This window comes from Thalassovita gelatinovora (assembly GCF_001458355.1).
In the GTDB taxonomy this organism is placed as follows: Bacteria; Pseudomonadota; Alphaproteobacteria; order Rhodobacterales; family Rhodobacteraceae; genus Thalassobius; species Thalassobius gelatinovorus.
Genome location: NZ_CYSA01000010.1, coordinates 85,059 through 103,510, shown reverse-complemented (window position 1 = coordinate 103,510; position 18,452 = coordinate 85,059). Strand labels below are relative to the sequence as shown.

Annotated in this window: 16 protein-coding genes, 1 tRNA gene and 1 pseudogene; 6 read left to right on the top strand and 12 right to left on the bottom strand. The window is 60.5% G+C overall.

The features are described 5' to 3' along the window. From TG4357_RS04745 to TG4357_RS04735, 3 genes and pseudogenes are all read right to left on the bottom strand, one after another. Positions 1-302 (bottom strand): annotated as a pseudogene (locus TG4357_RS04745) (IS256 family transposase); the annotation flags it as partial. A gap of 332 nt (positions 303-634) precedes the next feature. Beyond that, positions 635-721: transfer RNA gene (locus tag TG4357_RS04740), tRNA-Leu, on the bottom strand. Between the two features lie 398 nt (positions 722-1,119). Beyond that, complete coding sequence (locus TG4357_RS04735) at positions 1,120-2,736, bottom strand: peptidoglycan-binding domain-containing protein (RefSeq protein ID WP_058261738.1); 1,617 nt, start codon at positions 2,734-2,736, stop codon at positions 1,120-1,122. A gap of 87 nt (positions 2,737-2,823) precedes the next feature. On the opposite strand from TG4357_RS04735, the gene lipB reads away from it, so the two are divergent. Both lipB and TG4357_RS04725 read left to right on the top strand, forming a co-directional pair. Beyond that, positions 2,824-3,522 (top strand): lipoyl(octanoyl) transferase LipB, encoded by a 699-nt coding sequence (lipB, locus tag TG4357_RS04730; protein ID WP_074647047.1) that lies wholly within the window; start codon positions 2,824-2,826, stop codon positions 3,520-3,522. 192 nt (positions 3,523-3,714) lie between these two features. After that, a complete protein-coding gene (locus tag TG4357_RS04725; protein WP_058261724.1) occupies positions 3,715-4,212 on the top strand; it encodes a P-loop nucleotide/nucleoside kinase family protein in 498 nt (165 codons plus the stop codon). Between the two features lie 85 nt (positions 4,213-4,297). On the opposite strand, the gene argC is transcribed toward TG4357_RS04725, so the two are convergent. Beyond that, complete coding sequence (gene argC / locus TG4357_RS04720; protein ID WP_058261723.1) at positions 4,298-5,209, bottom strand: N-acetyl-gamma-glutamyl-phosphate reductase; 912 nt, start codon at positions 5,207-5,209, stop codon at positions 4,298-4,300. Positions 5,210-5,448: 239 nt separating this feature from the next. On the opposite strand from argC, the gene TG4357_RS04715 reads away from it, so the two are divergent. The 4 genes from TG4357_RS04715 to TG4357_RS04700 all read left to right on the top strand — a co-directional run bounded on the left by TG4357_RS04715 (position 5,449) and on the right by TG4357_RS04700 (position 9,239). Further along, complete coding sequence (locus tag TG4357_RS04715) at positions 5,449-5,883, top strand: c-type cytochrome (RefSeq protein WP_058261737.1); 435 nt, start codon at positions 5,449-5,451, stop codon at positions 5,881-5,883. A gap of 415 nt (positions 5,884-6,298) precedes the next feature. Next, complete coding sequence (gene ctaD / locus TG4357_RS04710; RefSeq protein ID WP_058261722.1) at positions 6,299-7,972, top strand: cytochrome c oxidase subunit I; 1,674 nt, start codon at positions 6,299-6,301, stop codon at positions 7,970-7,972. Positions 7,973-8,065: 93 nt separating this feature from the next. After that, positions 8,066-8,731: a MarC family protein gene (locus TG4357_RS04705; protein ID WP_058261721.1), complete on the top strand. Its 666-nt coding sequence runs from the start codon at positions 8,066-8,068 to the stop codon at positions 8,729-8,731. Positions 8,732-8,738: 7 nt separating this feature from the next. After that, on the top strand, positions 8,739-9,239 hold the full coding sequence (locus tag TG4357_RS04700) for a DUF2244 domain-containing protein (RefSeq protein ID WP_058261720.1): 501 nt from the start codon (positions 8,739-8,741) through the stop codon (positions 9,237-9,239). 5 nt (positions 9,240-9,244) lie between these two features. Here the strand turns inward: TG4357_RS04700 and TG4357_RS04695 are convergent, their stop codons facing one another. The 8 genes from TG4357_RS04695 to ftsL all read right to left on the bottom strand — a co-directional run bounded on the left by TG4357_RS04695 (position 9,245) and on the right by ftsL (position 18,451). Then, positions 9,245-9,916 carry a phosphoribosyltransferase gene (locus TG4357_RS04695; RefSeq protein WP_199484624.1) on the bottom strand — a complete coding sequence of 224 codons (672 nt, stop codon included), beginning with the start codon at positions 9,914-9,916 and terminating at the stop codon, positions 9,245-9,247. Next, positions 9,913-10,569 (bottom strand): dienelactone hydrolase family protein, encoded by a 657-nt coding sequence (locus tag TG4357_RS04690; RefSeq protein WP_058261735.1) that lies wholly within the window; start codon positions 10,567-10,569, stop codon positions 9,913-9,915. The genes TG4357_RS04695 and TG4357_RS04690 overlap by 4 nt, the downstream gene beginning before the upstream one ends. Positions 10,570-10,730: 161 nt before the next feature. Then, a complete protein-coding gene (gene murD, locus TG4357_RS04685; RefSeq protein ID WP_058261719.1) occupies positions 10,731-12,134 on the bottom strand; it encodes a UDP-N-acetylmuramoyl-L-alanine--D-glutamate ligase in 1,404 nt (467 codons plus the stop codon). A gap of 148 nt (positions 12,135-12,282) precedes the next feature. Further along, positions 12,283-13,365 carry a phospho-N-acetylmuramoyl-pentapeptide-transferase gene (gene mraY / locus TG4357_RS04680; protein ID WP_058261718.1) on the bottom strand — a complete coding sequence of 361 codons (1,083 nt, stop codon included), beginning with the start codon at positions 13,363-13,365 and terminating at the stop codon, positions 12,283-12,285. A gap of 3 nt (positions 13,366-13,368) precedes the next feature. Further along, entirely contained in the window at positions 13,369-14,811 is a 1,443-nt protein-coding gene (locus TG4357_RS04675; protein WP_058261717.1) for a UDP-N-acetylmuramoyl-tripeptide--D-alanyl-D-alanine ligase, read from the bottom strand. Then, entirely contained in the window at positions 14,808-16,304 is a 1,497-nt protein-coding gene (locus tag TG4357_RS04670; protein ID WP_058261716.1) for a UDP-N-acetylmuramoyl-L-alanyl-D-glutamate--2,6-diaminopimelate ligase, read from the bottom strand. The genes TG4357_RS04675 and TG4357_RS04670 overlap by 4 nt, the downstream gene beginning before the upstream one ends. 18 nt (positions 16,305-16,322) lie before the next feature. Further along, positions 16,323-18,107, bottom strand: a complete 1,785-nt coding sequence (locus TG4357_RS04665; RefSeq protein ID WP_058261715.1) for a peptidoglycan D,D-transpeptidase FtsI family protein — start codon at positions 18,105-18,107, stop codon at positions 16,323-16,325. Further along, the gene (gene ftsL / locus TG4357_RS04660) at positions 18,104-18,451 is read right to left on the bottom strand and encodes a cell division protein FtsL (protein ID WP_058261714.1); all 348 of its coding nucleotides are present in this window, start codon (positions 18,449-18,451) and stop codon (positions 18,104-18,106) included. Before ftsL ends, TG4357_RS04665 begins: the two co-directional genes overlap by 4 nt. Position 18,452 lies beyond the last annotated feature (1 nt).

The following is an 18,452-nucleotide window of genomic DNA, read 5'->3' as shown; positions in this document are numbered from 1 at the left end:
AGGATGCTGGGCGTGAAGGTGATCTTGTCTTCGCCCGCTCCGCGATCCCGAACGCGCGGCACCTTCACGGACACAGGACCAATGCCGGTCATCACCTCGCGTTCGGGTAAATGACCATGGCGCACCAGGCGCGCGCGGCCGTCATCCAGCCTGTCCCCCGAAAAGGCGGCCATGAGCGTAGACAGTTCCGCGTGGATCGCCTGTTCGATCAGCTTGCGCGCGCCATCTCGGAGGATGCCAGTGAACGGGTCAGTGGAAAAACCCGATGGATCCGGCAGTTGGGTGATGGTAGTCTCTGGCATGTGGCATATCCCTTTCTCGGCAGAGAATTGACGGCGTCTGAACACCGCCATGATATGCCGCCCCTCAGGGCATCACCAACTTTCGCGCGTTTCTCGCCATCCTGAACCGCTACACCACTCTTGGCATACCTGTCACAGTGCCCGTAGGATAAGTCTGTCTAGGGAAAGGGGAAGTCTGAACACACCCCGATTTGTGCAACAAAGCCGTCAGCGGACCATTTATAAGGAGAAAAGAATCGCGGGCTGACCTATCTGTCAACGGGGAGCATCCATCAAGCGGCCCACAGAACGGCCCCTTGAATTGGCATAACTCATTTATTTTACTGGATTTTTGGTGCGGTCGAGAAGACTCGAACTTCCACTCCGGTTAAGGAACAGCGACCTCAACGCTGCGCGTCTACCAATTCCGCCACGACCGCACTGTCTAGGCTCGGTGAAAGGCTATCTACGGGATGTTGGGATGGGCTGCAAGAAAGATTTTACACGATTTTCCGCCCGACGTCGGGCAATGATCTCGCGTAGCAGAAAAAGGGCGATAAGGCTCAGCGCGACGGCTATCACGCTATAGCCTCGTTCGGGTTGATCGGGGAAAAACAGCTTGTTGATCCTGCGCCCGGGCAGGAAGTTCACCGCAGCGGCGACCATCAGCCCGCGCCAGAAGACGGACCGGGCATCCCGGTCAGCCGTACCAATGTCATGACGATCAGGGATGCGGGTTTGTTGCCGTGATCGGTCCCTGCCCTACCGGATCATAAAATGACCGACTGGAGATGAGAACGCGGCCGCAAGATGGGCGGCCGCGTCTTTTTTTAAATACTCAATTATCCAGCGAAAAGCTGGGCAGACCCGATGCCGATCCACCAGCGGGCATGGTCATCGCGCCGCCATTCAGACCGGCAGAGGCGGCTTTGATCAAGCCGACGCGTTCGGGCTGACCGGGGGCAAAGACCGGTTCGGCCCCTGCTTCCAGCGCATTGACCGACAGCGCGTACCAATCTTGCGCCCGGGAAGCCGATTTCGTCACGCCAAAGCCCTGCGACAGGTGATGACCAACCAGTTCGGCATAAGGTGCCTGCCCGATGCCGACCATCAGCAAGGCCGATCCCAGCGCCACTTCCATCTTGTCGCGGCGATAGCCCGAAAACAGGCAGATCCGCGCGGTGTTGTTGAGCTGCGGCAGCGACATGTTCGATTGCAGCACGAATTTCTGCACCTCGCCGGTCACTTCGGCGGCGGTCGCGCCCTCGAGCTTGGCAATGAACGGAGCCAAGGCCGGGCCGAAAGCATCGCATTGCGCATCGACCTGGGCCGAGTTCAAGCCCTGCACCTTGGCGACCATGTCTTCACCCGCGCCGATCGCATAGGTCCGGGTCAGGCAGAACTGTTCGCTCAGTGCCAGATCGGGATCGCGCAACGTGGCCATGGTGACAAAACCACCATTGGAATTGGTCAACAGGCTGACTTTGCTGCAATGGCTGGCCAGCGAAGCCGCAGGTTTGCTGTCTCCGGCCATGGCGAAGGGTTGGATGCCGCCCAGCGGTGCCGCCGCCATCGTCGTTTGCGGCGCGGTGGTTTGCGGTGCCGGTGCGGGAACCGGAGCCGGAGCCGGAGCTGCAGCCATCGTGGTGCTGCCCGGTTCGATCAGCGAACAATTGCTTTGATGGCAAGAGAAGCTGGCCGGGGTCACACCACGGGCCTGAAAATCGATCCGGCGATAGCCCTGCGGCATCGAGGCAAAAACCATCACCGTACAATGCGAGGTGCCACACCAGAACGAACTGCCGCTGACGGAGGTGTCGAGAATGTAGTCGTTCTTGCCGTCATTGTTCAAATCGGCCAGTTGCATGAAACCCGACCGCTGCATCAGCTGTTCGGCGCTGGGTTCGGTGCTGCTGGCGATTTCGTCGATCGCTTGGCTGACTTCGACCGGGACGCCGCCATAGCCGGTGCCGTAGCCGCCAGCGCTGCGGCTGCCGGTCGCTTCGTCGCGCCAGGTATGCAACAGGCCGCGCACGCCCTGCGGGCCCTGCATCGCCTTGATCACCTGCGGGCCGCCGATTTGGGCCCGGCTGTAGGACGACACCAGAAAATCGCGTTCATAAGGGGACAGCCTGCCGGTCGCGGGAAAGCCCATAAAGACTTGATATTGCGAAATCGCGGAACGCGACCGGCTGCCCAGCACACCATCGGGAGTGCCCGCCGGGAATCCGAAATAGTTCAGCGATGACTGGACGTCGCGGTTTTGCTGACGAGTGACGGAATTGGTGGTGGTGTAAACGGTGCGTTTCTTGTTCTTGCTGGCCTCGTTCAGGATCGCGCCGCCGATGAGACCACCGACGATGGCCGCGCCCAGATTGTCAGAAAATGCCGGAGCTGTTGTCGTGCTGACAAGCAGAGCGGCGGCTAAGGTGGTCTTAAGCGACTTGGAAAACATCATCCTCGCTCCCTATAGATATGAAATAATAGAATCAGAGTAACGCAAAACCCAGCGTTTAGGCGAGGGAAAAGAACCCGCGCTTCAATGCGGCACAGGCGCAGGACAGAAAGGCAGACCATGGTCGAATGGATCACCACCGACGGATTGACCGGATATGACGAAGCCGTGGCCTTCATGGAAAACCGTGCCACGGCCATCGCGGCGGGCGAAGCCGGGGAATGCGTCTGGTTGGTTGAACATCCCCCGCTTTACACCGCTGGCACATCGGCCAAGCGTGAAGATTTACGCGATGCCGACCGGTTTCCGGTCCATCAAAGCAAGCGCGGCGGGCAATATACCTATCACGGGCCGGGGCAGCGGGTGGCCTATGTGATGCTGGATGTCGGCAAGCGCGGCCATGATGTGCGCCGTTTCGTGCAACAACTGGAAAACTGGGTCATTGCGACGCTGGACGAATTCAACATTCGCGGCGAAATCCGTGACGGCCGGGTCGGGGTCTGGGTGCAACGGCAGGACAAGCCGCTGACCGCTACGGGGGCCGTGCCCGAAGACAAGATCGCCGCCATCGGTATTCGGCTGCGCAAATGGGTCAGCTTTCACGGGGTATCGATCAATGTCGATCCCGATCTGGAGCATTTCGGCGGCATCGTGCCCTGCGGCATCACTGAACACGGCGTCACCAGTTTGGTCGATCTGGGATTGCCGGTGACGATGGAGGATCTCGACGTGGCACTGCGCCGCAGTTTCGACGCCGAATTCGGCGAATTGCCGTTGGAACGGTAAGGCAGGAGTGGTGCCGCGCCGCCGTGGACATCGGAATAAATATGGTGTTTCTACCGAGTATGAAAACCTTGATTCAGACAATCGACGTTCAGCGTCAGATCCGAATTACCGTCCCGGCCTGACACGCCGGGCCGGGCAATTGGTATCTGAATCTCATATGCGCCAGACGCGCCGAACCAAGGTTTCCTTTCAATGTCTCTTTCATCTCCAACACTGCACATGTTGTGCGGAAAAATCGCCGCCGGAAAATCCACGCTGGCAGCCAGACTTGGTCGTTCGAATGGAACGGTCCTTATTGCCGAAGACGATTGGCTGAACGCCCTTTTCGCTGCGGAAATGTCGTCGGCATCGGATTATGTGCGATGTGCGGGCAAATTGCGAACGATCATGGCGCCTCATATATCGTCGCTGTTGAACGCGGGGGTTTCGATTGTTTTGGATTTCCCCGCGAACACCGTTGAAAACCGTGCCTGGATGCGTGACATTCTTGAGGCGACCGACGCGTCTCATCAATTGCACGTGCTGAATCCGCCAGACGATCTTTGCCTGGCACGGCTGCGCCAACGCAACGCGCAAGGCGATCATCCGTTTGCGGTGACCGAGGAGCAGTTTCGCCGGTTTTCCAAGCACTTTGTCGCGCCATCGCCGGACGAAGGGTTCAATATCGTGTTGCACGATGAAAACGGATGACTGTGCGCTGCGGCTTTTGTCACTTTGGGGGCAAGACGGACATCACCGAAATGGAAACGCCCCGGTCAAACGGGGCGTTTTTAGTTTAATCCGCGCCAATCATCAGATCGAGGTTCTGCACCGCGGCCCCCGAGGCGCCCTTGCCCAGATTGTCCAGCACCGCGATCAACACGGCCCGCCCGGTTGCCGCGTCGCCGCGGACCGAGATTTCCAGATCGTTGCTGCCGTTCAGCGCGGTCGGATCGATGCGGCTGTCCTGATCTTCGATCGGCGCAATACGGATGCGGTCGGACCCGGCGTAATGCTGCGCCAGCGCCGCATGAACCTGCGCCATGTCCACCGTCCCCGGCAATGCCGACAGGTGCAGCGGGATCTGCACCGCCATACCTTGCGCGAAATTGCCCACCGAAGGGACGAAGATCGGCATCCGGTCAAGACCGCAATAGGCGACGATTTCGGGCAGGTGTTTGTGGGTCTGGCCGGTGGCATAGATGAAGGCACCGGGTGCTTCGCCCGCGTCATATTCAGCGATCAACCCTTTACCACCGCCGGTATAGCCGCTGATCGCGTTGATGCTGATCGGGTGATCCGCCGGGATCAGCCCCGCCGACACCAACGGCGCCAGCAATACGATCGCACCGGTGGAATAACAGCCCGGATTGGCGACATAGCGCGCGGTTTTGATCCGCGCGGCCTGATCCGCGTTCAGTTCCGGCAGACCGAAGGCCCAATCGGGATTGACCCGATGCGCGGTCGAAGCGTCGATGATCCGCACCGGCAGATCGGCGGACAAAGCCACGGATTCCTTCGCCGCCGCATCCGGCAGGCAGAGAATCGCGACATCGGCCGCCGCAAAGGCCGCTTTACGTGCCGCAGCATCCTTGCGCAGATCCGGGTCGATCTGGACCAATTCGATATCCGGACGGCGGGTCAGGCGATCGCGGATCTGAAGTCCCGTCGTGCCAGCTTCGCCATCAATGAATACCTTGGTCGTCATGATCGTCCTCTTTCATTCGAAAACCGCGCGTCTTTGCGCGATCCCGCTCCTATCCCGAATGACCCGGATTCAGAAGTGTTTTTTGCGGAAACCCGGGTAAAATCCCCGGAAAATCATCTGAATGGGGCCAAGACACGCGAGACTGCGACAATTCTTCTTGTCTTTAGCCTGTTGATAAAGTGTTGATGTGCGGTATCTATCACGGGACGCGAACCGAAACCAAATACAAGAGGCCCGCAATGAACAAACTGCTGACCGCTACCGCCGTACTGGCAACCTTGGCCGCACCGGTCTTTGCCGAAGGCGATATCGATAAAGGCGAAAAGGCCTTTAAGAAATGCAAAGCCTGCCACACGATTGAAGCCGATGACGGCACCGTGATCATGAAAGGCGGCAAAACCGGCCCGAATCTTTACGGCGTGATCGGTCGTACCGCCGGCACTTATGAAGGCTTCAAATTCGGCAACAGCATCATCGCTGCCGGTGAAGCTGGTGTTGTCTGGGACGAAGAGACCCTGGCCAAATATACCGCCGACCCCAAAGAGTTCCTGAAAGAGGCGACCGGTGACGGCGCGGCAAAATCGAAAATGTCGTTCAAGCTGAAAAAGGGTGGCGAAGACGTCGCGGCCTATCTGGCATCGGTGGCTCCGGCCCCGGAACCCGCTTCGGAATAAGCCCGAACATTCAGAGTTTCCGACAGGCGCACGGGTTTCCGTGCGCCTTTTTTTGTCCGGCACATGCGGCGGCGCGACAAAACACCGACCCCCAGCGGGGCACAGATATCCAAACCTTCCCGTCTTTTGCCGGGATTAATGCACGCTGATCGGGTTTACCGTCGGCCACGCAGCAGTGCCAGATGGTCGGTAGCCCCCTATTCGAATGGGGTTTGCCCGGCTTGCAAACCGGTTTCGACGGCTGAAAATCACCGCCGGTTGTCGGCAAACCGTCTGACAGGGTGCGACAATATTATTTGATCTGCATCAAATTCGGGAATTGCTGTTGCGGCCCGGGCATTCTAAAACGGGGAATGAACACGGGCGCATGGGGACTCTCTATGCGCTTTTCAATACACCAACAGGAGGCAAGAGCATGGCAGACGCAGCCATCCACGGCCACGAACACGAAGATAATCGCGGTTTCTTCACGCGCTGGTTCATGTCCACCAACCATAAAGATATCGGTATCCTTTACCTGATCACGTCCGCCATCGTCGGTCTGATTTCGGTTTGTTTTACCGTTTTCATGCGCCTGGAGCTGATGGAGCCCGGCGTTCAGTTCATGTGCCTGGAAGGCGCGCGGCTGTTCGCTGACGCGACCAGCGAATGCACCCCGAACGGGCATCTGTGGAACGTACTGATCACCTATCACGGTGTTCTGATGATGTTCTTCGTCGTTATCCCGGCGCTGTTCGGCGGTTTCGGCAACTATTTCATGCCATTGCAGATCGGCGCGCCGGATATGGCGTTCCCGCGGATGAACAACCTGTCTTACTGGCTTTATGTTGCCGGTACCGCGCTGGGGGTTGCTTCGATGCTCAGCCCGGGCGGCAATGACCAGTTGGGGTCTGGCGTCGGTTGGGTTCTCTACCCGCCGCTCAGCGTCAACGAAGGCGGCATGTCGATGGACCTGGCGATCTTTGCGGTTCACGTGTCTGGTGCCAGCTCGATCCTGGGTGCGATCAACATGATCACCACCTTCCTGAACATGCGCACCCCGGGCATGACCCTGTTCAAGGTGCCGCTGTTTGCCTGGTCGATCTTTGTCACTTCGTGGCTGATTCTGCTGTCGCTGCCGGTTCTGGCGGGTGCCATCACCATGCTGCTGACCGACCGGAATTTCGGCACCACCTTCTTTGACCCCTCAGGCGGCGGCGATCCGATCCTGTATCAGCATATCCTGTGGTTCTTCGGCCACCCGGAAGTGTATATCGTGATCCTGCCCGGCTTCGGTTTGGTCAGCCACGTGATCGCCACCTTCTCGCGCAAGCCGATCTTTGGCTATCTGCCGATGGTCTGGGCGCTGATCGCGATCGGGGGTCTGGGTTTTGTCGTGTGGGCGCACCACATGTACACGGTCGGCCTGTCGCTGAGCCAGCAGAGCTATTTCATGCTGGCCACGATGGTGATTGCGGTGCCAACAGGGGTGAAGATTTTCAGCTGGATTGCCACCATGTGGGGCGGTTCGGTTGAATTCAAGGCACCAATGTTGTTCGCATTCGGCTTCCTGATCCTGTTCACCATCGGTGGCGTGACCGGCATCGTGTTGAGCCAGGCCGGTATCGACCGGGCTTACCATGACACCTATTATGTCGTGGCACATTTCCACTACACCATGTCGATGGGCGCGGCCTTTACCATCTTTTCGGGGATCTACTTCTACTTCGGCAAGATGTCTGGGCGTGAATATTCGGAATTCTTTGCCAAGATCCATTTCTGGCTGTTCTTCATCGGCGTCAACCTGACCTTCTTCCCGCAGCACTTCTTGGGTCGTCAGGGTATGCCGCGCCGTTATATCGACTATCCGGAAGCATTCGCTTACTGGAACAAGATTTCGTCGATTGGTGCGCTGATTTCATTCAGTTCGTTCATCCTGTTCTTCGGCATCATCATCTATGCCCTGCTTAAGGGTAAGAAAGTGACCGAGAACAACTACTGGAACGAACATGCGGATACGCTGGAATGGACCCTGCCCTGCCCGCCGCCGGAACATACGTTTGAAACCCTGCCCAAGCAGGAAGACTGGGACAAGGGCCACGCGCACTAATCGGCCCGACCAGAGAATAAGAGATTGGCCCGGGCAGCAATGTCCGGGCCATTTCAATCCATCCCCTCACCCTCATTCAGCAGACACCCATAAATGTCCCTTGATCTGACCAACTTACTACGCGAATTCATTACCTTGTTCGTGGTTATTGACCCAATCGGGTCGATACCGGTGTTTCTCTATGCGGTTTCGCACGTGCCACCCGAACTACACCGCCGCTTTGCGATGCGCGCGGTCTTGGTCGCAACGGTCGTGCTGTTGGTTTTTCTGGCCACGGGGCAGTTGTTGCTGGAATCACTGGGGTTGCACCTCGGGGCGTTCCAAATCGCTGGCGGAATCATTCTGTTCCTGTTCGCGCTTTCGATGATTTTCGGGGACTCGAAACCCGCAATCGAAATTGAATCGGCCGAGCGCAACCACCTGTCCGGTGCAGTGTTCCCGCTGGCAATGCCTTCTATCGCCTCTCCCGGTGCGATGCTTGCCGTCGTCATCCTGACCGACAACAACCGCAATTCGGTCCCTGATCAGGCGATCACCGCTGTGCTGCTGCTGGGGGTGCTGGTCATCACGCTGGCCTTGCTTCTGTTGGCGGTTCAAATTCAGCGCTATATCGGTGAAACCGGTGCCAGTGTGATCAGTCGGGTCATGGGCATCATTCTGGCCACTGTTGCAGTGGACGCTGTTCTTGTCGGTTTCGTGACGTTGGGCGTCCTGGACCTGTCGAATGCACCGACCATATCCGACATCCCCACCCGCTGACGCCTGAATGCCTTATCGCTGGACCTCAGAACACGACACGCTTTTGACCCTGTGGCCACACCGGTCGTTGCCGCGCAAAGGGTTTGCGGCGATGATCCTGCTGGCCTTCACGCTGGGCACGGTGCCGCTTTATGCGCTGATCGGCACGGTGTTTTTGTGGGGTATTCTACCCTTCGTGCTGGCGATGGTCGGCGCGCTGTGGTGGGGGTTGGAACGGTCTTACCGCGATGGCGAAATCTTGGAACACCTGCGATTTGACGGAACCAACTTGATTCTGTGGCACAAACCGGTGCGCGGCGAGGTCAAGGAATGGGTCTGCAACATCTACTGGGTACGGGCTGAAATGCATGTCAGCGGCGGCCCAGTGCCGTTCTATATCACGCTCAGCGGCAATGGCCGCAGGGTGGAAATCGGCAGTTTCCTGTCCGAAGATGAACGCAAACAACTGTTCGCAGAACTCCAAACCACGCTATCCAGACTGCGCGCCGCCACCGATCCGGTGGAATAGCACAATCAGCCCTCGGGCGGTGGCGGTCCGGCAAGCCGATCCGCCTCGGCCAGCAGCCGCACCACCTCGTCATCATCGACCTGGGAAAAATCGTCATAATGCAGTCCGATGGCACGTAGAGGGTCGGGCATCGTCAGACAGATCACCTCGTCCACCTCTTTGCCAAGATCGGCGATCACCTCGCGCGATGCGACCGGCACCGCCAGCACCAGCCGCGCCGGATCGCGCCGTCGCACTGCCAACAGGGACGCCCGCATCGTCGCCCCGGTGGCGATACCGTCATCGGTGACGATAGCGGTGCGGCCCTTGACCGGCACCGGTTTGCGATCCCCAAGATAGAGCGCCCGGCGGCGCGCAATTTCTTGCAAGCGTGGTTTCGACATCGCTTCGATATCCGCCGCGTTCAATCCGAAAGCGCGGGTTATACTGTCATTGATGACGATCTGCGGGTCGTCACCATTGACCACCGCCGCCACCGCCAGTTCCGGCTGTCCCGGCGCGCCGATCTTGCGCACCATGACCAGATCCATCGGTGCGTGCAGCGCCCGGACCAATTCGATCGCCACCGGCACGCCGCCGCGCGGCAGCGCCAGGATCACCGGGTCGGCATAGGCTTTCTGCGCCACGACCTCGGCCAAGGCCTGCCCCGCGGTCTGGCGGTCTGCAAAACGCATCATGGCTGACCTCCTTCGGCCTTGAAATGGGTTTCGAACCAATCCGCCGCCAATGCGATCACGCGGTCCAGCGTGCCGGGTTCTTCGAACAGATGCGTGGCTCCGGGAACGATCTGAATTTCATGCGGGCAGGTCATCTGCGCCGCCGCCGTCTCGTTCAGGTCGATCACCGGCCCGTCATGGCCGCCCACGATCATCAGCACCGGCGCGCGCACCTTCGGCAAGACCTGCCCGGCCAGATCGGGCCGCCCGCCGCGCGAAACCACGCTGGCAAAGCGGTCAGGCGCCTGCGCCGCCGCGACAAGGGCGGCAGCGGCCCCGGTGCTCGATCCGAACAGGGCCACCGGCAGATCGGCCAAAACCGGCTGCCCGACGACCCAGTCCACCGCCTCGACCATCCGCCCGCCCAGCAGCGGGATATCGAAGACGTTGCGCCGATCCAGCGCCTCTTCCTCGGTCAGCAGGTCGAACAGCAGCGTAGCGATGCCGCGCTGCCCAAGGGCCTCGGCCACGTGGTTGTTGCGCGGGCTGAGATGGCTGCTGCCGGCACCATGGGCAAAGATCACCAATCCGATCGGCACCTCGGGCCGTCGCAAGACGCCGGCAAGCCGCGTTGTCCCCACCTGAACCTGACGTTTGGTCGAATGATCATCCATCACCGGGCCCCCTTGTTGCCATGGCCGAAACCCTGATTTGGGTCCACGATCATCCAAGAAAAGGTGAAGGACAGCCCCCCGGCTGTCTTTGACAGAAGTCATTGCCCGCGCCGCTGCCACGATATTTCCACGTGGCCCAGGCAGCCCTGCCCGGCCCCAGGTCAGAGCCCGAGAGCGGCCATCACACAAGCCGCGAAATCATCGCCGCGTTGTTCGAAATTGTCATATTGATCGAAACTGGCTGCCGCCGGGGCCAACAGCACCGTATCTCCCGGTTCGGCGTCTTTTATCGCTTGGGCAACGGCCTGCGCCATCGTGGTGCAGACCTCGGCCTCGCAACCGTCCAGTTGCAGCGCGAACCCGGCTGCTTCGCGGCCGATCACATAGGCTTTCTTCACCGATCCCAGCGCGTCCTGAAGCGGGCCAAGCCCGCCTTCCTTCTGCAACCCGCCGCAGATCCAGCGGATGTTGGAAAACGCCTGCAGTGCCTTTTCGGCGCTGTCGACATTGGTCGCCTTGCTGTCATTGACGAACCGGATGCCCCCCTGTTCCGCGATGGTCTGGCTGCGATGGGGCAAACCAGCGAAGCTTTGGAATGCCGCTTCGATCACCCGTGGTGCAAGCCCAAGACTGCGGCAGGCGGCATAGGCGGCACAGGCGTTTTGGTGGTTATGCGCCCCCGGCAAGCCGGTGATGGCGCGCAGATCGATCGACCCGGCCTGCCGCCCCTTGCGGTATTCGCTCAGATATCCCTTGCGGGCAAAGACATTCCAACCCGGACCGGTCAGTTTCGCGGCGGCCGATACCCGGATCACCCGATCATCGCCCGGTCCCTGGCTCAGTTGGTTGGCCAAATAGCGGCCTTCGTTTTCATCCACGCCGATGACGGCGCGGTCCGGTCCGCCTTCGGCAAACAGCCGACGCTTGGCGGCGAAATACCCGCCCTTACCACCATGCCGGTCCAGATGATCGGGTGTCAGGTTGGTGAACACGGCGATATCAGGGGTCAGCGCGCGGGCCAGATCAGTCTGATAGCTGGACAGTTCCAACACAATCACGTCGCCGTCTTCGGGCGGTTCGATATCCAGCACCCCGCGGCCGATATTACCGGCCAGCTGCGCCTTCTTGCCAGCAGCATCCAACACGTGATGGATCAAGGCCGAAGTGGTGGATTTTCCGTTCGATCCGGTCACCGCGACCACCCGCGGCGGGCTGTCGAAATAATCCCAATCCCCCGACCCGAAAGAGCGGAAAAACAGCCCGATATCATTGTCCACCGGCACCCCTGCGGCCCAGGCGGCGGCGACCACCTTGTTCGGGTCGGGATAGAGATGCGGGATACCGGGGCTGACGATCAGCGAGACGATTTCGCCGAAGCCACCGGGGGCCATCAGGTCGCGAATTTCGAACCCCTCGGCCTCGGCGCGGGCCCGCGCCTCTGGATTGTCATCCCAGCAAACCGGCACTGCGCCGCCCACCTGCAAAGCCCGCGCCGTGGTCATCCCCGAGCGCCCCAATCCCAGCACCGCCACGTGGCGGCTTTCAAATCCCGTGACAGGTATCATGTTTTTTCTTTCCCATTCTCAATACCGCAGGCTTTCATCGTTCCCCAAATACTCCCGCGCGGCGCGCGAAATCCCGAGGAGAGGGCCAAAGGCCCGCGACGAGACAAACCTGCGCGCCAAAGGCGCGCACCATGCCACAGAAGCCGCCTTAGCGCACTTTCAGCGTCGCCAGCCCGATCATCGCCAGGATCAGCGAAATGATCCAGAACCGGATCACGATCTGCGGTTCGGCCCAGCCCTTTTTTTCGTAATGGTGGTGGATCGGGGCCATCAGGAACACCCGCTTGCCGGTGCGTTTGAAATAAAGCACCTGAATGATCACGCTCAGCGCCTCGACCACGAACAATCCGCCAACGATGGCCAGCACGATTTCGTGCTTGGTGGCGACCGCGATGGCCCCCAAGGCCCCGCCCAGGGCCAGCGATCCGGTATCGCCCATGAACACGGCAGCGGGCGGCGCGTTATACCACAAGAATCCCAGACCGCCACCGACCAGACCGGCGACAAAGATCAGGATTTCGCCGGTGCCGGGGACGTAATGCACATCAAGATATTCGGTGAAATCGACCCGGCCGACCGCATAGGCGATGATGCCCAATGCGGTGGCGGCTATCATCACCGGCATGATCGCCAACCCGTCAAGACCGTCGGTCAGGTTGACCGCATTGGCCGCGCCGACGATGACGATCATCGCGAAGGGAATGAAAATCAGCCCCAGATTGATCAGCGTATCCTTGAACACCGGCAGCGCCAGCCGGTATTGCAGCGCCTCGGGATGGTAACACGTGGCCCAGTACCCGGCGATCCCCGCGATCACAAAACCCAGTAGCAGCCGCAGCTTACCCGGCACACCTTTGGTATTCTGCTTGGACACCTTGGCATAATCGTCGGCAAAGCCGATAGCACCGAAGGCAATGGTCACGAACAGCACCAACCAGACGAAAGGATTGTCCAGCCGGGCCCACAGAATGGTCGAGGTCAACAGCGCGCCGACGATCAGCAACCCGCCCATGGTCGGGGTACCGGCCTTGACGAAATGGCCCTCGGGGCCGTCATCGCGGATCGGCTGACCCTTGCCCTGACGTTTGCGCAACACGTTGATCAGCGGCCTGCCAAAGATAAAGCCAAAGATCAGCGCAGTCATGAAGGCCCCACCCGAGCGGAAGGTGATATAGCGGAACAGGTTGAAGAAATCGCCCCCATCCGAAAGCCCGGTCAACCAATACAGCATCTGTTACGCCCCTTGTTCAGATTGGGGCGCGGCATGGCCCAGTTTTCGGATCGCGTCAACAACCTTGGACACTTTCGATCCTTTCGAGCCTTTCACCAGCACCACATCACCGGCATCAATCAGCCGATGCGCCCGGTCGGCCAGCTTGCCAGCGTTTTCGGCCCATTCGCCGCGCTTGCCGGGGGGCAGTTGCGCCCAAAGCCGGTTCATCCGTGGCCCAACGCAATGGATCACGTCGATCTGCGCCACGAAGGGCAGATCGGCGAGAGCCTGATGCATGACGATTTCGTCGGGGCCCAGTTCCAGCATATCGCCCAGAATCGCGACCCGTCTTCCCTTGGCGACACGGCCTATACCGTCCTTGGGACGGGCGGCGGCCAGCACTTCCAGGGCGGCGGCCATCGAGGTCGGGTTGGCGTTGAAGGCATCATCGATCAAATCAATGGCCTGATCCTCTGTGACCGGGTCGAACTGAATCCGTTCGCGCAGCCCCCGGCCCGCGGGTGGCACCCAGCGCGCCAGATCGGTGGCCGCCATGGTCGGATCGAGCCGCAGCGCATGGATCACCGCCAACACCCCCATCGCATTGACCGCGAAATGACGCCCCGCGGCCATGATTTTATACAGCACCGGCTGACGCCAGCGGCGGCCCGTTGCCACGGTGACATCATCGACCAGCGTCACCTCGGTCAATCGGTGGTGATTATGCGGCGCTTCGCCGAAACTGAGGATACGCGCCTCCCGGGCACGCGCCGCCGCCGCCAAAATCGGTGTGACGCTCAAATCGCCATTGATCACCGCCACACCGCCCGGTTCCAGCCCGTCGAAGATCGTGGCTTTTTCGCGGGCGATCGCGTCGATACTGTCGAAGGCTTCGAGATGGGCGGCGGCGACGGTGGTGATCATCGCCACATGCGGCCGCGCCATGCGCGCCAACGGTGCGATTTCTCCGGCATGGTTCATGCCGATCTCGATCACCGCGAAACGGGTGTCGCGCGGCATCCGCGCCAGCGTCAGCGGCACCCCCCAATGGTTGTTGTAGCTGGCCTCGGCGGCATGGGTTTTGCCCTGCCCCGACAGCACCATGCGCAGCATTTCCTTGGTCGACGTCTTGCCCACCGACCCGGTAACGGCAATCACCTTGGCCTTGCTGCGGGCGCGGGCGGCGCGGCCCAGATCTTCCAGCGCAGACAACACATCCGGCACGATCAGCAGCGGCGCATCTTCGGCGACCCCTTCGGGCACATGGGTGACAACTGCCGCAGCCGCGCCGTTGTTCAGCGCCTGCGCCACGAAATCATGACCGTCGCGCGCCGCCTGCAACGCCACGAACAGATCACCGGGTTGCAGTGTGCGGGTGTCGATGGAAACGCCGCTGGCTTGCCAATCGGCGGTGATCCGCCCGCCGGTGGCGCTGGCGGCTTCTTCTGCGGTCCACAACATCATGCCATGCCCCCATCCAGCGCCGCAACCGCCACGCTGGCCTGTTCGACATCATCAAAGGGATAGGTGTTTTCTCCGATGATCTGACCGCTTTCATGGCCCTTGCCAGCGATCAGCAATGCGTCGCCCGGTCCCAGCGCATCGACGCCGCGCAGGATCGCTTCGGCGCGGTCGCCGACTTCAATCGCATCGGGGCAGCCCATCAGCACGTCCGTGCGGATCGCGGCGGGGTCTTCGCTGCGCGGGTTGTCGTCGGTCACGATCACCAGATCGGCATTGTCCGCCGCCGCCTGCCCCATCAAGGGCCGCTTGGTACGGTCGCGATCGCCGCCCGCCCCGATCACCGCCACCAATCGGCCGATGACATGCGGGCGCAGCGCCTTGAGCGCGGTTTTCACCGCGTCGGGGGTGTGGGCGTAATCAACAAATACCGTGGCACCATTGGCCCGCGTCGCGGCCAATTGCATCCGGCCCCGCACCGTGCCCAGATGTGGCAGGGTTTCAAACACTCGGTCAGGATCGGCCCCGGCGGCGATCACCAGGCCTGCGGCCAAAAGCACGTTATCGGCCTGAAATCCGCCGATCAGCGGCAACCGGACCAGATAGACCTGATCCTGAAACCGGAACCGGATTTCCTGTGTCGTCGCGTCGAAGCGTTGCGCCTGCAATTGCAGGTCGGCCAAAGGCAGCCGCCCGACCCGGATCACCCGCTGGCCGCGTTCAGCCGCCAGCGCGGCGATATCCTGACCGCGCGGATCGTCGATATTGACCACCGCGACACCGTCATCGGGCAATACCCGCGAAAACAGCCCTGCCTTGGCCTGAAAATAATCGTCGAACGTGGCGTGATAATCGAGGTGATCTTGGGTAAAATTGGTAAATCCAGCCGCACACAGATGCACCCCGTCCAAGCGTCGCTGTGCCAGCCCGTGGCTGGAAGCTTCCATCGCGGCATGGGTGACGCCCGCCGCCGCGCAGTCCGACAACATCCGGTGCAGGGTGATCGGTTCCGGCGTGGTGTGGTGCAACGGGGCCTGAAAGGCACCTTCGACCCCGGTAGTGCCCAGATTGACCGCCTCGAACCCCAGTTCGGACCAGATATGGCGGGCAAAGGTCGCAACCGAGGTTTTGCCATTGGTGCCGGTCACTGCCACCATGGTTTTGGGCTGCGCCCCGAACCATAAGGCAGCGGTATAAGCCAAGGTCTGCCGCGGATCTACGGCGATGATCAGCGCGGCGTCGTTGCGCGCCAGCGCGTCAGCTGCGATCTGCGCCCCTTCTGCATCCGTGAGGATTGCATCTGCCCCCCGATCCAAAGCGGTTTCAACGAAAGTTGCGCCATGTATTTTTGTACCCGGCAATGCGGCAAACAGGAACCCTTTGCGGACCTCGCGGCTGTCCACAGCCAGGCCGGCGATGAACGGGTTGCGCCCGCCCTGTGCCGTCAACCCCAGTTCGCCCAGAGATTTACCCCGAGATTTGCCCTGCTCTGCCATCGACGCGCCTTTCCCGGCTTAATTTGATGTCAGCGTTATATCAGCCAGAGTGTCGGGTTCAATCTCGGGCCGCAGCCCCAGCAATGGCGCGACTCGGCGGATCATTTCCGCTGCCACCGGCACCGCGGTCCAACCAGCGGTGCGGCGCGGTTTGTCACCCGAATTTTCAGACGGTTCATCCAGCGTCACCACCAGAACATATTTCGGATCATGCGCCGGGAACATCGACGCGAAAGTGGCGATCACCCGGTCGTCGTAATAGCCGCCGCCGTTTTCCTTGGGCTTGTCGGCGGTGCCGGTTTTACCCCCAACGGCATAGCCGGGCACTTCGCCAAAGCTGGCAGTGCCTTCGGACACCACCTTGCGCAACATCAGCCGCGCGGCGCGGGCGGTTTGAGCCGACATCACCCGTGGGCCGGTCTGGGTTTTGTCCTGCTTCAACAAGGTTGGATTTACCTTGGTGCCACCATTGGCGATCGCGGCATAAGCGGCAGCCAAGTGCATCGGCGTCGCCGACAAACCGTGACCGTAGGAAATCGTCATCGTCGACAGTTCCGACCAGTTTTTCGGCAGCAGCGGTTTCCCGCCACCCGCTTCGGTCAGTTCCACCGGGGTTGCTTCGAACAGGCCCAGATTGCGCAGGAAGTCCTTCTGCCGCTCCACGCCGATCTGCTGCGCCATCCGGGCAGTGCCGATATTGGACGACTTCACGATGATCTTGGTCAGGCTCAGTTCCTTGCCGTAATTGTGGAAATCCCGAATTTTGAATTTTCCCCATCTCAGCGGACCACGGATATCGACCATGGTAGAGGGATTGGCCAATCCCAGTTCCATCGCCTGTGCGGCGGCAAATATCTTGAAGGTCGAGCCAAGTTCGTACACCCCTTGCACCGCGCGATTGAACAGCGGGCTATCGACAGCATGGCCTTGGGTCGGTGGCCGCGGCCGGTCGTTGGGATCGAAATCGGGCAATGACACCAGCGACAGGATTTCACCGCTATGCACATCCATCAGGATCGCTGCGGCCCCCTTGGCGTTCATCAGCTTCATCCCGCCCGACAGCACCCGTTCGGTGGCCGCCTGAACCGACAGGTCCAAGGACAGTTGCAGCGCCTTGCCTTCGTTGGCTGGGTCCCGCAACAAATCGTCAAACCGGCGTTCAACGCCAGCAACACCGATCACTTCGGCAGCATGAACGCCTTCGCGGCCAAATCCGGCCCCGCCCAGCACATGGGCGGCCAGATGGCCGTTGGGGTAAAGCCGCATTTCGCGCGGCCCGAACATCAGCCCAGGATCGCCGATATCGTGGACCGCCTGTTTCTGTTCGGGGCTTAGTTTTTTGCGTATCCACAGAAATTTACGTTTTCCGGTGAAATCTTCCAGCAGTGTTTCGCGGTTCAGTTCGGGGAAAATCCGCGCCAATTCGGTGGCGGAATGTTCCGGGTCGATCATTTCTGTCGGTTGGGCATAAAGCGCGTAAGTTTCCAGATTGGTGGCCAGGATGCGGCCCTGACGGTCAATGATATCAGCGCGTTGCGCGACGATCGCGGCACCGGCCGCGCTGGCGCGGGGTTCGGTCGGTTCGGTCGCTGACAGCGCCGCCATACGCAGCCCCACCGCCGAAAAGGCGCATAGGAAAAACAACCCCAGCACCAGCAGGCGGCTTTCGGCGCGTTGACGGGCGCGGTCGCGCATTTCTTCGTGCCGCAGACGGATGTTTTCACGTTCGATGGCGTCGGGGTTTTCGCCCTTGGAACGGGCATCCAGAATGCGGGCCAGCGGGCGCAGCGGGGTCCGGATCATTGCAGTTCCTCGCTTGATGATACGTCGACCGGATCGGTGATGACAAAGTTCGAATTCAGCGCCGGATAAGCGATTTGATCAGTCTTGCCGAACTGTTCGGGGGCCAGCGGCAGCAGGCCAAGCCGGTCATAATTGATATCGGCCAGTTCGCGCAGCCGGTCGGGACGGTTCAGATAGGCCCATTCGGCCTTGAGCGTCGCCAGCCGCGACCGCGCTTGCCCGATAGCGGTCTGCAAATCTTCGGTTCGGTCCAGCGCGGCCTGTGTTTTGTAATTTTCCTGATAGGCCCAGAACGCCAGCCCGATCACGATCAAAGCGGTGACGATATAGAAAAAGCTGCGCATT

What these genes read in the sequence shown, in the direction of transcription:
- TG4357_RS04735 (WP_058261738.1), bottom strand. Translation starts at nt 2,736, where the DNA reads ATGTTTTCCAAGTCGCTTAAGACCACCTTAGCCGCCGCTCTGCTTGTC.
- lipB (WP_074647047.1), top strand. Translation starts at nt 2,824, where the DNA reads ATGCGGCACAGGCGCAGGACAGAAAGGCAGACCATGGTCGAATGGATC.
- TG4357_RS04725 (WP_058261724.1), top strand. Translation starts at nt 3,715, where the DNA reads ATGTCTCTTTCATCTCCAACACTGCACATGTTGTGCGGAAAAATCGCC.
- argC (WP_058261723.1), bottom strand. Translation starts at nt 5,209, where the DNA reads ATGACGACCAAGGTATTCATTGATGGCGAAGCTGGCACGACGGGACTT.
- TG4357_RS04715 (WP_058261737.1), top strand. Translation starts at nt 5,449, where the DNA reads ATGAACAAACTGCTGACCGCTACCGCCGTACTGGCAACCTTGGCCGCA.
- ctaD (WP_058261722.1), top strand. Translation starts at nt 6,299, where the DNA reads ATGGCAGACGCAGCCATCCACGGCCACGAACACGAAGATAATCGCGGT.
- TG4357_RS04705 (WP_058261721.1), top strand. Translation starts at nt 8,066, where the DNA reads ATGTCCCTTGATCTGACCAACTTACTACGCGAATTCATTACCTTGTTC.
- TG4357_RS04700 (WP_058261720.1), top strand. Translation starts at nt 8,739, where the DNA reads ATGCCTTATCGCTGGACCTCAGAACACGACACGCTTTTGACCCTGTGG.
- TG4357_RS04695 (WP_199484624.1), bottom strand. Translation starts at nt 9,916, where the DNA reads ATGATGCGTTTTGCAGACCGCCAGACCGCGGGGCAGGCCTTGGCCGAG.
- TG4357_RS04690 (WP_058261735.1), bottom strand. Translation starts at nt 10,569, where the DNA reads ATGGATGATCATTCGACCAAACGTCAGGTTCAGGTGGGGACAACGCGG.
- murD (WP_058261719.1), bottom strand. Translation starts at nt 12,134, where the DNA reads ATGATACCTGTCACGGGATTTGAAAGCCGCCACGTGGCGGTGCTGGGA.
- mraY (WP_058261718.1), bottom strand. Translation starts at nt 13,365, where the DNA reads ATGCTGTATTGGTTGACCGGGCTTTCGGATGGGGGCGATTTCTTCAAC.
- TG4357_RS04675 (WP_058261717.1), bottom strand. Translation starts at nt 14,811, where the DNA reads ATGATGTTGTGGACCGCAGAAGAAGCCGCCAGCGCCACCGGCGGGCGG.
- TG4357_RS04670 (WP_058261716.1), bottom strand. Translation starts at nt 16,304, where the DNA reads ATGGCAGAGCAGGGCAAATCTCGGGGTAAATCTCTGGGCGAACTGGGG.
- TG4357_RS04665 (WP_058261715.1), bottom strand. Translation starts at nt 18,107, where the DNA reads ATGATCCGGACCCCGCTGCGCCCGCTGGCCCGCATTCTGGATGCCCGT.
- ftsL (WP_058261714.1), bottom strand. Translation starts at nt 18,451, where the DNA reads ATGCGCAGCTTTTTCTATATCGTCACCGCTTTGATCGTGATCGGGCTG.